This is a genomic window from Rhodanobacter sp. G1 (genome assembly GCF_055397855.1).
Window position 1 is genome coordinate 2286839 of sequence record NZ_AP039674.1, and the last position, 14031, is coordinate 2300869.

The 14031-nt window shown below is 63.7% G+C and carries 10 protein-coding genes and 4 riboswitches; of the genes, 5 read left to right on the forward strand and 5 right to left on the reverse strand.

Annotated features, from left to right (window positions below):
- Positions 1 to 142 precede the first annotated feature (142 nt).
- The 4 genes from msbA (at position 143) to ACZ5Z2_RS10415 (ending at position 8114) form a co-directional block, all read left to right on the forward strand.
- On the forward strand, positions 143 to 1891 hold the full coding sequence (gene msbA / locus ACZ5Z2_RS10400; protein WP_464758483.1) for a lipid A export permease/ATP-binding protein MsbA: 1749 nt from the start codon (positions 143 to 145) through the stop codon (positions 1889 to 1891).
- Positions 1892 to 1939: 48 nt separating this feature from the next.
- Positions 1940 to 2006: riboswitch (Fluoride riboswitch) on the forward strand.
- A 252-nt stretch (positions 2007 to 2258) separates the two neighbouring features.
- On the forward strand, positions 2259 to 5561 hold the full coding sequence (locus ACZ5Z2_RS10405; RefSeq protein ID WP_464758484.1) for a DEAD/DEAH box helicase: 3303 nt from the start codon (positions 2259 to 2261) through the stop codon (positions 5559 to 5561).
- 46 nt (positions 5562 to 5607) lie between these two features.
- Positions 5608 to 6885: a phosphopyruvate hydratase gene (gene eno / locus ACZ5Z2_RS10410; RefSeq protein WP_464758485.1), complete on the forward strand. Its 1278-nt coding sequence runs from the start codon at positions 5608 to 5610 to the stop codon at positions 6883 to 6885.
- 74 nt (positions 6886 to 6959) lie between these two features.
- Positions 6960 to 8114, forward strand: a complete 1155-nt coding sequence (locus ACZ5Z2_RS10415) for an alkaline phosphatase family protein (protein WP_464758486.1) — start codon at positions 6960 to 6962, stop codon at positions 8112 to 8114.
- Positions 8115 to 8140: 26 nt separating this feature from the next.
- Here ACZ5Z2_RS10415 and ppa read toward each other — a convergent pair whose 3' ends face one another.
- The 5 genes from ppa to cfa all read right to left on the reverse strand — a co-directional run bounded on the left by ppa (position 8141) and on the right by cfa (position 12458).
- A complete protein-coding gene (gene ppa, locus ACZ5Z2_RS10420) occupies positions 8141 to 8689 on the reverse strand; it encodes an inorganic diphosphatase (RefSeq protein ID WP_464758487.1) in 549 nt (182 codons plus the stop codon).
- Positions 8690 to 8695: 6 nt separating this feature from the next.
- Complete coding sequence (locus tag ACZ5Z2_RS10425; RefSeq protein WP_464758489.1) at positions 8696 to 9307, reverse strand: histidine phosphatase family protein; 612 nt, start codon at positions 9305 to 9307, stop codon at positions 8696 to 8698.
- The gene (locus ACZ5Z2_RS10430) at positions 9304 to 10542 is read right to left on the reverse strand and encodes an MFS transporter (RefSeq protein ID WP_464758490.1); all 1239 of its coding nucleotides are present in this window, start codon (positions 10540 to 10542) and stop codon (positions 9304 to 9306) included. Before ACZ5Z2_RS10430 ends, ACZ5Z2_RS10425 begins: the two co-directional genes overlap by 4 nt.
- Positions 10539 to 10943, reverse strand: a complete 405-nt coding sequence (locus ACZ5Z2_RS10435) for a hypothetical protein (RefSeq protein ID WP_464758491.1) — start codon at positions 10941 to 10943, stop codon at positions 10539 to 10541. The genes ACZ5Z2_RS10430 and ACZ5Z2_RS10435 overlap by 4 nt, the downstream gene beginning before the upstream one ends.
- A gap of 289 nt (positions 10944 to 11232) precedes the next feature.
- Positions 11233 to 11303: riboswitch (Fluoride riboswitch) on the reverse strand.
- A gap of 42 nt (positions 11304 to 11345) precedes the next feature.
- A complete protein-coding gene (gene cfa, locus ACZ5Z2_RS10440; protein ID WP_464761693.1) occupies positions 11346 to 12458 on the reverse strand; it encodes a cyclopropane fatty acyl phospholipid synthase in 1113 nt (370 codons plus the stop codon).
- A 184-nt stretch (positions 12459 to 12642) separates the two neighbouring features.
- Positions 12643 to 12712, reverse strand: a riboswitch (Fluoride riboswitch).
- A 133-nt stretch (positions 12713 to 12845) separates the two neighbouring features.
- Positions 12846 to 12907: riboswitch (Fluoride riboswitch) on the forward strand.
- 174 nt (positions 12908 to 13081) lie between these two features.
- On the opposite strand from cfa, the gene ACZ5Z2_RS10445 reads away from it, so the two are divergent.
- Positions 13082 to 14026, forward strand: a complete 945-nt coding sequence (locus ACZ5Z2_RS10445; RefSeq protein ID WP_464758492.1) for a respiratory chain complex I subunit 1 family protein — start codon at positions 13082 to 13084, stop codon at positions 14024 to 14026.
- Positions 14027 to 14031 lie beyond the last annotated feature (5 nt).

A 14031-nucleotide genomic window follows, 5' to 3' on the forward strand; every position in this document is an offset into this window, starting at 1 on the left:
TGGAATCTTCCTTTGGCGTCGATCGGAAGGTATCCGCTCGATGTTGGGCCATGCATTGCGCCAAGGCCCGGCTGCCCGCGGCGCCTTGCCCGGTGCGCCACCGGATCGATCGCCCAGCCCCTGGCGCATGAGCGGTTCATCCATGCCATCACACTCCCCTTCCTCGCCGGTCTGGCCAACGTATCGGCGTCTTATCGGCTACAGCACTGCCTATTGGCGCATGGCCCTACTGGCCGTACTCGGCATGATCGCGAGTGCCGCGTGCACCGCGTTGTTCGCCAAGCTGATCAAGCCGATGCTCGACCGGCTCTTCATCGACAAGGACGCCTCCACCATTTTCTGGATGCCGCTCTGGATCCTGGGCATCTTTGCGCTACGCAGCGTCGCTTCCTACCTCAGCGATTACGGCATGGCCTACGTTGGCCGCGGGGTAGTCCAAGCCATACGGGAAGATGTGTTCGACACTTATCTGCGGCTTTCCGATCGTTTCTATTCAGACGAGGCCAATGGCGCCAAGATCGCGCGCGTCACCTACACCTGTGAACAGGTGGCCGAAGCTTCGACCAATGCCGTCAAGACCGGCCTGATCGATGGCCTGACGATCGTCGGACTGGTTGCGGTGATGTTTTACTACAGCCCGCTGCTGACGCTGGCGCTGCTGGTAATGGTTCCGACGGTCGGCCTGGTCGCTGCCCGCGTCGCCCGCTCTTACCGCAAGACCGGGCTGCGCGTGCAAACGGCCATGGGTCTGGTGACCGACACCGTTTCCGAGGTGGTCGACAATCGCCGCGAAATGCGCGTCTACGGTGGCCAAGCCTACGAGCGGGCGCGCTTTTCGGTAATCAACCAGCGTGTCCGGCAGTTGAACCTCAAGGTCGCCTCGACCAACGCACTTTCCACCGGACTGGTGCAGTTCATCGCGGCGATTGCGTTGGCCATCATCATCGTCGTTGCGACGCGCCCCGGAATGCTGGCCACGATGTCGCCTGGTACGTTCTTCGCCGTTCTCATGGCCATGGGAGGCATCCTGCCTTCCTTGAAGCGCCTGACCACCGTCCAGTCCAGTATCCAGCGCGGCATGGCCGCCGCCGAGGATCTTTTCTCGGTCATCGACATGCCCGCGGAGCCTGACGAAGGGTTGCTCGATGTGCCGCGTGTCGCCGGCCACCTGCAATTCCGTTATGTGGGCTTCAGTTACCCGGGTTCCCACACTCCTGCGCTGCAGGACATCGTGCTGGATTGTCATCCCGGCACGGTAACGGCCCTGATCGGGCGTTCTGGCAGCGGGAAGAGTACGTTGTCGAGCCTGATCCCGCGCTTCCACAACCCCCAGACGGGCGCCATTCTTCTCGATGGACACGATCTGCGCGACTACACATTGCCATGCCTGCGGCGTCAGATGGCTTGGGTAGGCCAATCGATTCCGCTCTTCGATGGCACGATCGCCCAGAACATCGCCTACGGCGAACTTGCTGGCGCCAGCGAGGCGGCCATTATGGAGGCAGCTTGTGCCGCCAACGCCTGGTCGTTCATCGAGCAGCTTCCGCATGGCTTGCACAGCCACATCGGCCCGGACGGCTGCCTGCTTTCGGGTGGCCAACGCCAGCGCATCGCCATCGCGCGAGCCATCCTCAAGGATGCGCCCTTGCTGGTGCTGGACGAGGCCACGTCCTCGCTCGACATGGAATCGGAGCGGCTGATCCAGGATGCATTGGAACGACTGATGCGCCAGCGCACGACGATCGTCATCGCCCACCGCCTGTCGACCATCCAGCATGCCGACCAGATCGTCCTGATCGACAAGGGCCGCATCATGGAACGCGGCACGCATGCTTCGCTGCTAGAAGCGCAGGGGCAATATGCGCGCTGGCACCAGCTGCAGTTCGCCTGAAACCCACTGCATCAACCATCTTGAACGCCCATGGGGGGTAAGGTAACTTTCGACACGGGAGATGGCATTCCTCCCTCGAACCAACCGCCGCAAGGCTGATGATGCCTACCCGTCGCGCCATCCGGTGCGCGATGCCTTGGTAGGCGATGCTTTCCTTCCAATGCCCCGCCCGGAGCGCACTTTCGACGAGTAGCGCTTGCGGAGATCGGTATGGGCATCCAAATTCGACCTAGGAAATGGCGGCAGCCCGCAGGCAGGGCCGCGGAGTGGCTTCGTACGGCCACTCCGCAACAGGCAGCCGCCTGAGGCCGTCATGTCAGCCTTGCCGGATACCGCCCCGCCGCCGCGCATAGAAGATGCCCGGCGCATGCTGATGGACACGGTCCAGCAGCTTGCCCTGTCTGGTCATTTCAGTCGCGCCATACTCAGGCAGGCGGAAGCCTTGGCGTTACGTGGCAAAGATTGGCGCAAGCCGCTGATATGGTTTCAGCCCGACGACAGCCCGCGGACGCAGGCCCTGCAGTGCGAGCTGATCGATGCTGCCGGCATGAGCCCATGCGTCACGGTCTATCTGTATCCACTGTTCGGCCAGAACATGTTGGAGACCCGCTGCACCTGTGGGCAGGCACGCTGCATCCATGCCGCTGCGCTGCTGATCCGTCTACAGCAGCTACTTGAGTGGCCTCGTGCGATGACGCCCTTGCAGCGCTGGCAGCAGAGCCTGGAAAACCTGCCAGAATCGCCAGCGCAATCTAGGGCGGTTCACCGGGAACAGGCGACATGGCCGCTGCGCTGCCTGCTGCGGCTTGAGGATGCCAATTCGCCAGCCGCGCCGCTGATGCAATTGGTCGCGGTGGTACCCGACACCGACGCTGGTTCGCCGGGCGAACTCCCGCTCGATCACCCGCGTGTCCAGCCCCACCTTTCGCGTCAGGCGATGACCTGGCTGGCGCAGCTGAGCCTTACCCAGAAGCGGCGACGCGGCAATGATGCCGGCTACGAACTCAGCGGCGATAGCGGCCATCGCTTGCTCGACGAATGCCTGGGCGCCGGCATCGTCCACTATCTGCCTACGATGCAGGCCTTGCGCATCGGTGCCGACCGCGATCCCTCCTGGGAGTGGTGGCACGACGGCGATGGCCGGGCCCGGATCGGGCTGCATTGGCCATCTGGGCAGGATGTCCGGCTGTTCGAACTCGATGGTCTGCGCTACCTGGATCTTTCCAGCGGCGAAACCGGCACGCTGCGTCTTTCGCAGGCGGTATGGGACAGCGTACGGCGCATGCCGCCCATACCTCCCCAGGAGGCTGCCGCATGCACCCTGGACTGGCCGACACATCCACTGCTGGCCAAAATCCCCCCGCCCCCTTCCCCACCGACGATAAAGGACGTGGCGGCTCCGTTGCGCCCTGTCCTCGTGCTCGGCGCCGCGCGCCATGCGCAGCGCGGCGACCAGGTGTTTCACCTGCATGCATACGCCGACTATGCGGGCCATCGTCTGCCACTGGCAGACGATACCTTCCGGCAACATGCCGTTCGCCGCGGTCCGGACGGATACGTCGCCATCGCCCGCGACATCGACGGCGAGGCCCAGGCCCGGCACGTGCTCGACGAAGCCGATCTGACCCCGCTGCCATCCGACGTTCGACGCCTGCTCGAACCCGTACCCGATCCCGATGCGCTGGTGCATCGCACGCACTGGCGGGGCGGCGCCGAAACCTTTGTCGCCCTGGAAGCTGCCCTGCAGGGGCTGGGCGATGCCGGCTTCACGCTGGAATACGACGCCGAACTGGCCTTCGCGGTGCTGCCCCGCGAGACGAAACTGAAGGCCACGCTCGACGCCGACGAGCCTGCGGGCTTTACCCAGTTCGAATTGGCGACCGTCATCGACGGAGAAGAAATCGACGTACTGCCCATCGTGCTCGGCGGCCTTGCGCGGCATGCCTTCTCCCTGACGCCCCTGCCCAACGAGCCGCGCGACGCGCACTGGCTGGCCCCGATCGGCACGAACCGCTGGCTGCCGTTGCCGCTGCGGCATTTGCGCGAATGGATGGCGCCTCTCGTCGAGTGCCTTGACCGCCCATTGGGGGACCAGACGCGCCGGCTGGCGCTGACTCGCTCGCAGACGCTGGCGCTCAGCAACAGCCTGCAACAGCAGGGCATCGACATCGAAGGCAATCGAGCTGCGGAAGCTGGCACGACGTTGGCCGCACTACGCGACGCTGCAGCTTCAACTTCCGCGATCGACCCACCGCCGAGCTTTCACGGCACCCTGCGCCGTTACCAGCGTGAAGGCCTGCAATGGCTGCAGGCACTGCGGCAAAGCCGGCTCGGCGGCGTGCTGGCCGACGACATGGGGCTGGGCAAGACCGTGCAGGTCATCGCCCACTTGCTGGTCGAACAGGAAGCCGGGCGGCTGGAACATCCCGCGCTCGTCATCGCACCCACCAGCCTGGTGTTCAACTGGTTAGACGAGATCGCCGCGTTCGCACCCACGCTGGACTGCCTCAACTACACCGGCTCCAACCGCGCGTCGCTGCGCGAACGATTGGCGCAGGCGCACGTCATCATCACCAGCTATGCCCTGCTCGCCATCGACCTCGACACGCTGGGGAGCATCGATTACTCGCTGCTGGTGCTGGACGAGGCGCAGTGGATCAAGAACCCGCTGACCCAGACCGCCCGCGCGGTGCGCCGGCTGCGTGCCGAGCATCGCCTCGCGGTCACCGGCACCCCATTGGAAAACCACCTCGGCGAACTGTGGGCACACTTCGATGCCGTACTGCCCGGCTACCTCGGCGACTACCGTACGTTCAATCGCAGCTTCCGCCAGCCTATCGAGCAGCACGACGACGACACGCGCCGCGCGATCCTGCGCCAGCGCATCGCGCCCTTCCTGCTCCGCCGCAGCAAGACGGCGGTAGCGCCGGAACTGCCCCCCAAGACCGAGACCGTGCTGCGCGTGTCGATGGGTGAGCGCCAGCGCCGCTTGTACGAGTCGCTGCGATTGGCCCAAAGCGAGCGCGTGCGCGAAGCGCTGGCACGCTACCGCGATGAACAGTCGCGCATCGTCGTGTTGTCCGCCCTGCTCCGCCTGCGCCAGGTATGTTGCGATCCTCGCCTGATCGATGGCCTTGACGATCCGCCGGAATCGGCCAAGCTCGACGCGCTGTTGGAACTGCTCCAGTCGCTGCGCGAAGACGGCCGCCAGGTTTTGGTGTTCAGCCAGTTCACCTCGATGCTGGAACTGATCGGTCGGGCATTGGACGAAGCGAAGCTGGACTACGCGCTGCTCACCGGCGACACCGCCGATCGCGCCACCCCGGTGCGTCGCTTCCAGGCGGGCGATACGCCCATCCTTTTGGCCAGTCTCAAGGCTGGCGGCGTGGGCCTCAATCTCACTGCCGCCGACGCGGTGATCCACTACGACCCGTGGTGGAATCCGGCGGTGGAAACGCAGGCAGTGGATCGCGCGCACCGGCTCGGCCGCGAGCAACCGGTATTCGTCTACAAACTGCTGTGCGACGACACCATCGAAGAGCGCATCGAGTCGATGAAGGAGCATAAGAGCGATCTGGCCGACGCCATGCTCGGCGATGCCGCCACCCCATTGGCGCGCCTGGACGGCGGGGATTTGCGCAAGCTGTTCGACCTGCCACCGCCGCCTTGACGGCCCCCATCCACCACCCCCCACCCACAAGCACGGAGTACGTTTCATGCGGATCACACGAATCGACGCGCTCGAGGTTCTCGACTCGCGCGGCAATCCCACGGTCGAGGCCGTCCTGCAGCTGGAGGACGGCTCCGAGGGCCGCGCCATCACCCCGTCCGGCGCCTCCACCGGCGCGAACGAGGCGACCGAGCTGCGCGATGGCGACCCGCACCGCTACGGCGGCAAAGGCGTCCTGCAGGCCGTCGACAACGTACGCGGCGAGATCGCTGCGGCGCTGACCGGCAAGGATGCCGGCGAACAGCGCGAACTGGACGCGCGCCTGCGCGAACTGGACGGCACGCCGAACAAGTCGCGCCTGGGCGCCAACGCCATCCTGGCCGTGTCGATCGCCTATGCCCGCGCCGTGGCTGCTTCACGCAAGCTTCCGCTGTACCGCCACCTCGGTGGCGACGAAGCCACGCTGCTGCCGGTGCCGTGCCTCAACGTGATCAATGGTGGCCGCCACGCCGACAACACGGTCGATTTCCAGGAATTCAAGATCGTGCCGCACCACGCCACCAGCTTCGCGGAATCGATCCGCATGGGCGAAGAGGTGTTCCACGCGCTCAAGAAGCTGCTGCATGAGCACGGGCTGTCCACCGGCGTGGGCGACGAAGGTGGCTTCGCGCCCAACCTGCAAAGCAACGAGCAGGCGGTCGAACTGATCCTCAAGGCGATCGAGGCTGCCGGCTACAAGCCCGGCGACGACGTCGCACTGGCGCTCGACCCCGCCGCCAGCGAGATGTGGCACCACGGCCGCTACCGTTTCTTCAAGTCCGACCAACACGAGTGCGACAGCGCGACCATGACCGCACTGTGGGAGGACTGGCTCACGCGCTATCCGATCGTGCTGCTGGAAGACCCGCTGGCGGAACACGACTGGGAGGGCTGGAACGCACTCACCCAGCGCTTGGGAGATCGCGTGGAGCTGGTTGGCGACGACATCTTCTGCACCAACCCCGGCCTGCTCAGCCGGGGTATCCGCGAAGGCGTGGCTAATTCGATCCTGCTCAAGCCCAACCAGATCGGCACGGTGACCGAGACGATCGACTGCGCTGCGGAAGCAAAGGCCGCCGGCTACGGCTGCTATGTTTCGCACCGTTCCGGCGAGACGGAAGACACCTTCATCGCCGATCTCGTGGTCGCCTTGGGTTGCGGCCACATCAAGACCGGCTCGGGTTGCCGTGGCGAACGCACCGCCAAGTTCAACCGGCTGCTGCGGATCGAGCACGAGCTCGGAGCGCGTGCTCGTTTCGCCGGCCGCGCCGCCTTCGTCCGCTGATCCGATGCACTGACCTGCATGCCTTTGAAACAGGGCGAGGGGTTCATCCCCTCGTCCCTCCCCAGGAGTTTTCCATGAAATCACAAGCGTTCCCCTTGTGGCGAAACGCCATGGCATGGCTGTCGATGACACTGGTATCCGCATCGGCGTTTGGCGGCCCGGCGGCAATGAAGGCAGGCCAACCCGCCTCGGCAGCACCGGTTCGCCATGTCTTCCTGATCGTGCTCGAGAACGAGCCGTTCGATGTCACCTTTGGCGCGAAATCTCTGGCGCCCTATCTTGCACATACGCTGCCTGCGCAAGGTGCCCTACTGAGCCAGTACTACGCCACGGGCCACTACAGCCTGGACAACTACATCTCGTTGATCAGCGGACAGGCACCCAACCCGGATACCCAGAACGACTGCGGCACGTATGTGGAGTTTCACCCCACTGCCGGCAAGCTCGATGCCAGTGGCCAGCTCGCCGGCCGTGGCTGCATCTTTCCGACGCAGGTCAAGACACTGGCCGACCAACTGCATACGGCCGGACTGTCATGGAAGGGCTACATGGAGGGCATGGGCAGTGACCCGGCACGCGAAGCCGCGCAATGCGGTCACGTGGCCATCGGCAGTCGCGACCACACCAACGGCGAGTCGCTGAAAGATCGCTACGCCGACAAGCACAATCCCTTCGTCTACTTCCACTCGATCATCGACGATCCGGCCTATTGCGGCGCACACGTGGTGCCACTGGACGAGATGATGAAAGACCTGCAGAAAGTGGCGACCACACCCAACTTCGCCTTCATCACTCCGGATCTGTGCCATGACGGCCACGACGCGCCCTGCCGCAACGGCGAACCAGGCGGATTGGTTTCGGCGGACCAGTTCCTGCGCACCTGGGTACCGCGCATCACCCACTCGCCGGCATTTCGCAAGAATGGCCTGCTGATCATTACCTTCGACGAAGGCACCGATGCCCAGGCCTGTTGCGGCGAGCGGGGCCTGCCGGGCGGTCCGCAGCCCGGCCAGTACGGACCGGGCGGGGGGCGGATCGGCGCAGTGATGCTTTCACCCTTCATTCGTCCAGGTACGGTTTCAGACCATCCATACAACCACTACTCGACGCTACGCAGCATCGAGCAGTGGTTCGGGCTGCCGTACCTTGGCTATGCCGGAGAGAACGGGGTCCCGGTATTTGGACGCGACGTATTCACGCAGGCGTCGCAGGGTACCAAGGCGAAGTAAGCGTAACCCAGGGGCAACGCGGGCGGTCAGTCGGAGGCCGCCCGCTTGTGTGCTTGATACCGTTCGATGCAGGCCATGATTTCCTCGCGCGCCTCCGCCACGTCGCGCCAGCCCTCGAATCGTACCCACTTGCCCTTTTCCAGATCCTTGTAATGCTCGAAGAAATGCTGGATGCGGTTGCGGGTGGTTTCCGGGACGTCGGCCAGCACCTGATAGTGCGCGTAACCGGGAAAGACGCGCGTGACCGGCACCGCGATCAGCTTGGTGTCCTCGCCGTTCTCGTCGCTCATGTCCATCACGCCGAGCGGCCGGCACGCAATCACCGAACCCGGGATCAACGGGATGGGCATCACGATCAGCACATCGAGCGGATCGCCGTCGCCGCACAGCGTGCCCGGCATGTAGCCGTAGTTGCAGGGGTAGCGCATCGGCGTGGAAAGCACGCGGTCAACGAAGATGGCCCCGCTTTCCTTGTCCACTTCGTACTTGATGGGATCCGCATCCATCGGGATCTCGATGATCGAGTGGATCGCGTTGGGGACATCCGGGCCGGGTGAAATGAGATCGAGAGCCATGGCTGATTACTCGCTGAGGTGCAGGGTTTCGTTGATGGAGTGGATGATGAAACGGTCGTCGGCGAAAGTGATCTCGCTGATCGCGCAGGGGGATTGCGACAATGACCAATAGCCGCTCAACGGAAGGCTGAGCGCATGCCCAAGAAGGATGCGATTGACGCTGTCGTGCGCCACTATCACGACCGTTCCATGGTGGTGCGCATGAAGGATGGCCTGCAAGGCATCGACCGCGCGTGCCTGTACCTCCTGCAGCGTCTCGCCGCCGGGTATGCGCATGGAATGCGGCGAGCTGTGCCAGCGCTGCAATTCCTCGGGCCAGCGCTGCGCCACCTCGGTCACCGTCATGCCCTGCCAAGCACCGTAGCTAATATCGTTCAGACCCTGATGCGTTCGCGTATCCAGGCCAAACGGCTCACCGATGGCATCTGCAGTCCGCACGCAGCGTGTGAGCGGACTGCAGTACACCGCATTGGGTATCCAGCGTAGGGCAATGGCATCACGCACCAGTTCAGTCTGGCGGATGCCGTGAGGGGTCAGCGTCAGATCCTCGCGACCGCGAAAGCGCGGTGGTGTGATGCCGGCCACTTCTCCGTGGCGAATCAGCAAGATCGTGGTCATGGTGTATTTCTCCCTGGGAAAAGTGGAAGCGATGATTCAGGTGACCGCGCAAAGAGCAGCAATGGCATGCCGAGGAGTTGCAACGCGATCGACAGTGCAACGACACCCCACAGCGCATGTTCGTAAGCCCATCCCAGTGCCAGACTTCCCAGGAACCAGGCCACGCCGAACACGGCGTTGAACACCCCAAAAGCCGAGGCGCGCCGGTCCGGCGGAAACAAGCGCGAAACGGCGGCACGCATCACCGATTCGTGCGCACCCACGCCAATACCCCATAGCGCGACACCTGCGACGATCCATGCAGGGCCACCCAGAAAGACGCATGGCGCGAACAACGCGGACAGCGCAGTCGCCAACAGCAGAGCCACTACGCCGTAACGATCGAACAAACGCCCAAACGCCAATGCGCTGACCGCTGCGGCCACCATCCCAAGCGCATACAGCGGCGGGATCCAGATGTCGGCCAGCACGCGCGTAGCATGGGCGTGGAAAGCGATCAGCGAATAGTCGGCAAAGCCCGCTGCCACCAGCGAAGTGCCTATCAGGTAGAGCAGGAAGCGCCGGTTCGAATTCACCACCGGTATATGCAGCGGTGGCTCCAGATCGCGGGGCGTGGGAAAGGCGACGCGGGCCAGCAACAAGGCGGACAACGCGCAGACTGCGGGCAACAGCAACAGTGCATAGGCTGCGTGGTAGCCACGGTGAAGGAAAAGCACAAGGGTCACCAGCAAAGGGCCTACGGTGGCACCGGTCTGATCCAGTGCTTCGTGCAAACCAAACGCCCAACCGCTACCGAGGCTACGTCCCGCATGCGACAGCATGGCGTCCCGTGCGGGTGTATGGATGCCTTTGCCGATGCGTTCACCTATGATGAGCAAGCCGGCAACCTGCCAATGCCCAGCCAGCGCCATTAACGGAACTACCAGCAGGTTTACCGCAAAGCCCGCAATAGTGACGGCCCAGTAACGGCCCGTGCGATCGGCCAACCAACCGGTGAACATGCGCAATCCGTAGCCGGTCAGCTCGCCCATGCCGGCGATGGCCGAAACCCAGAATCCGCTGGCACCCAGCACACCAAGGAACTGGCCATTGATGCTGCGCGCTCCTTCGTAGGTCATGTCGGCAAACAGGCTGACGATCCCGACCATGACGACGAAACGCAGTGCGCGACGCGCGCGGAGAGCATTGTGTTCGGACCGCAACGTCAGTATGACGGCTTCATTGCTGGCGCTCATGGGCTTTCCTCACGCACTACGATCGTGGTGGCACCCGTTGCTCCTGCCGCAGTATCCAGAGCCGACATGTATTCCGCAGTGCCCCCGTGCCCCTTTTCGGCGGGTTCGACGATGATCACGTGATCGACTCGTCTGCGCAGTATTTCCAGGGCGAGTTGTTCCGCGTTTGGTGCATCGATCATCTCGCCGTCCACGGCGATGCCCAGGCGTTGGCCGAGATGGACGAACAGCAGCAAATCGTCGTGCAACACCTCGCGCTGCTTGGCGTCTCCTGGCGCCTCGGGTACAGCCAACACGATCAGTGCGGCTGCATCGCAGGTACGCGCAAACTGGAAAGCGGTCTCGACCGCCAGATCGCCCAGCGGGGAGCGGTTATAGACCGCGAGGATTCGAGTCGTCATGGCAGCGGCTCCTCGCGGAGTCGCGTCATACAGGGAACGCTATGTCTTTTCGTTCTCGACTCGCAGGACGTTGCGGATACCCAAGCCCGATCGGCAGCAGCCGTGGGACGGGGCATACGTCCATGTGCCGTCCGTGGCATCCATCCCGCATGGGGTGGGGTTTCATCAGTTTTGCAGGGCAAGCGCATGGCTCGACTCCGGTGCCGTCGTCTATCGGACGCCAGAGTCGAAACGCAGGATCGCGGGAGAGAGAAAGCGCCTACCGCAACACCACGCCACGGGACTGGCGCGTTCGATAGGCATCATCAGCCTTGCGGCGATTGGGCACGGCCCGGGAGGAATGCCATCTCCCTTGGTTTAGATGATCTGGGACGCACGCTAGGGTGTCAAGCCATATCGACCTCAGCGCGGTACCCGATAGCCACCGCAAACGCCCTGTGACGACAAGGTAACCTGCCAAAGCTGATCGCGGCGGGTACGGAAAGAGGCTGCCGAAGCAGCAAGGTAGAACCGCCACATGCGCCGGAATCGCTCATCGTAGCGTGTGGCCAACCCGGGCCAGGCGGCATCGAAGTTGGCGAGCCATGCGAGCAGGGTTCGCTCGTAGTCGGCACCGAAGTTGTGCCAGTCCTCGACGACGAATTTCTCTTCCAATGCCTTGGCGACCTGGCTCATAGCTGGCACCTGCGAGTTGGGGAAAATGTAGCGCTCGATCCACGGATCAGGGCGATCCGGCATCTGGTTGGTGCCGATGGTGTGCAGCAGCGACAATCCATCCGGCGCGAGGCAGCGGCGTACCACATCGAAGTAGTGGCTGTAGTTGCGTGCTCCTACATGCTCGAACATGCCTATGGAGAACACGGCATCGAACGGCTCGTGAAGGCTGCGATAGTCCTGCAACCGGATCTCGACGGGCAGGCCCGCGCAGAGGTTCCGCGCATAATCGGCCTGCTGTCTTGAAATGGTGACGCCGACACCGCTCACGCCATAATGCTCGGCGGCAAATTTCAGCGCCTCGCCCCAGCCGCACCCAATGTCGAGCACGCGCATACCGCGGCGCAACTGAAGCTTGCGGCAGACTAGGTCCAACTTGGCCCACTGTGCCGCATCGAGATCCTCGGCCGATGCCCAGTAGCCGCAGCTGTAGACCAGCCTCCGGCCGAGCATGGCTGCAAAGAGGTCGTTGCCGAGATCGTAGTGACGCCGGCCGATGGTGTAGGCATGCCGTCCGCGCTGCATGTTGAGGAAACGCGCGCGCGCCCAAAGCAGCAACGTCTCGACATTGTGCAGTTGCTCGTCGAGCCGCGCCGCAAGCAAGCGGCTCAACAGACCCGGCATGTCCTCGGCATCCCAGTCGCCGTCCATGTAGGACTCGCCAAAACCCAGCGTGCCGTGAGCGAATGTGCGTGCAAACACACGATCGTCATGGATCGCCAGATCCGTGGCACGCACCCCATCCAGGCGTACGTCGGCCTTGTCCAGCAGGCGCTCGGCGCGCAGGCGAAAGCGCTCCATGCTCACGGCCACACCCCCTCAAACTGGAGGCCATAGCGGGTCGGCACAGGTAGGATGACAGTGGTAATCCAGTGGCAAATGGGCATGAATGCACTCCGCGCGAAATGGTTTCCGTGCGCGAAACACAGACGTACCTGAGCGGGATTCGCCGGGCGAAACCTACCGAGGCGCGCGTGCATTCGCGCGTTTGGTAGGCATCATTAGCCTTGCGGCGGTTACTTCGTGCCGGGAGGAATGCCATCTCCCTGATCCGAGAATATCGGGGTCGCCCAGGGCCGGCAAGAACCTCGATCCGCGGGCCATGGCCTTCCACGCCGCCTTCACGAAGATCCCGCTTTTTTCGGCGCGAAAGGATTCCTTGCGCGCAAGCATTCGTGCTAATTTGCATCGCAACGGGGCGATGGTGTCCGCCTTCGACTGCCCTCAGGGCTGATGACACCTACAGGCTAGTGATCGATCCGGCTTTCCAGCCCTGGAGCTTCGTCATGACCTGTATCGTCCTGTCATCCCTGCTCGTCCTCTCTGGCGCCGTAGCGGCTGCCGGCTTGCGCCGGCCCGCCAGGCTCGTCAGACCTCAGCGCATCACGGCATTCCGTCGGCGGCCATACTGAGGCTTTGCCACCATGTGGCGCGACATCGCGACGCAAGCCGCCCAGGTGCTGGTGGTGCTGCTGCTGTCCCCACTGTTGCAAGGGTTCATCCATCGCTACGAGGAACGCGTGCAACGGGCACGCGGCCCATCGTTGCTGCAACCGTATCGCGATCTGCGCAAGCTGTTCCGCAAGCAACTGGTGGTGCCCGACACGGCAAGCTGGATCTTCTGGACCGCGCCCATCGTGTCGTTCACGGCCATGCTCACGGTACCGATCCTGATTCCGGTGTTGACCGACTATCCCCTGCCCCTGTCGGACATGGGTGACATCCTCGGCGGCGGCCTGATCCTCACCCTGGGCACTTTTTTCGTGAACCTCGCGGCGCTGGATACCGGCAGCGCCTATGGCGGCATCGGCGCCAGTCGCACGGTGATGATCACCATCCTCGCCGAGCCCACACTGATCCTGGTGTTCGTCGGTATCACCCTGATGGCACACGCGATGTTGCCATTCGTGGTGAATCACCTTCTCGTGGCCCACCCGGAGGTGTACCTGGGACCGACCCACCTCTTTCTGGTGGCTGCCTTCTTCGTGCTCTTGCTGACCGAGACGGACCGCCTGCCGATTCATTCCAGCACGCACATCGAGGTGTACATGATCGAGGAGGCGCGCATCCTCGAGTACTCCGGTCCGCTGCTGGCGCTTCTGAAGTGGGCGTCGATGATGAAGCAGTTCATCCTCTACACCATCTTCTGCGAGGTGTTGCTGCTGCCTTGGGGACTCTCGCACCAGGGCACGGTGGCCGGCATCGGCGGTGCGGTGCTCGGCATCCTGGTGAAGTTCGGCATCGTGGCGTGCGCGGTGATCCTGGTGGAGACGGCGCAGTCCCGCCTGCGCTTCTACCGCTACCAGGAGCCGCTGGCGGCCGCCTTCATGCTGGCCATCCTGGCCATCGTCGCCAATCAGATCCGGTGACCGCC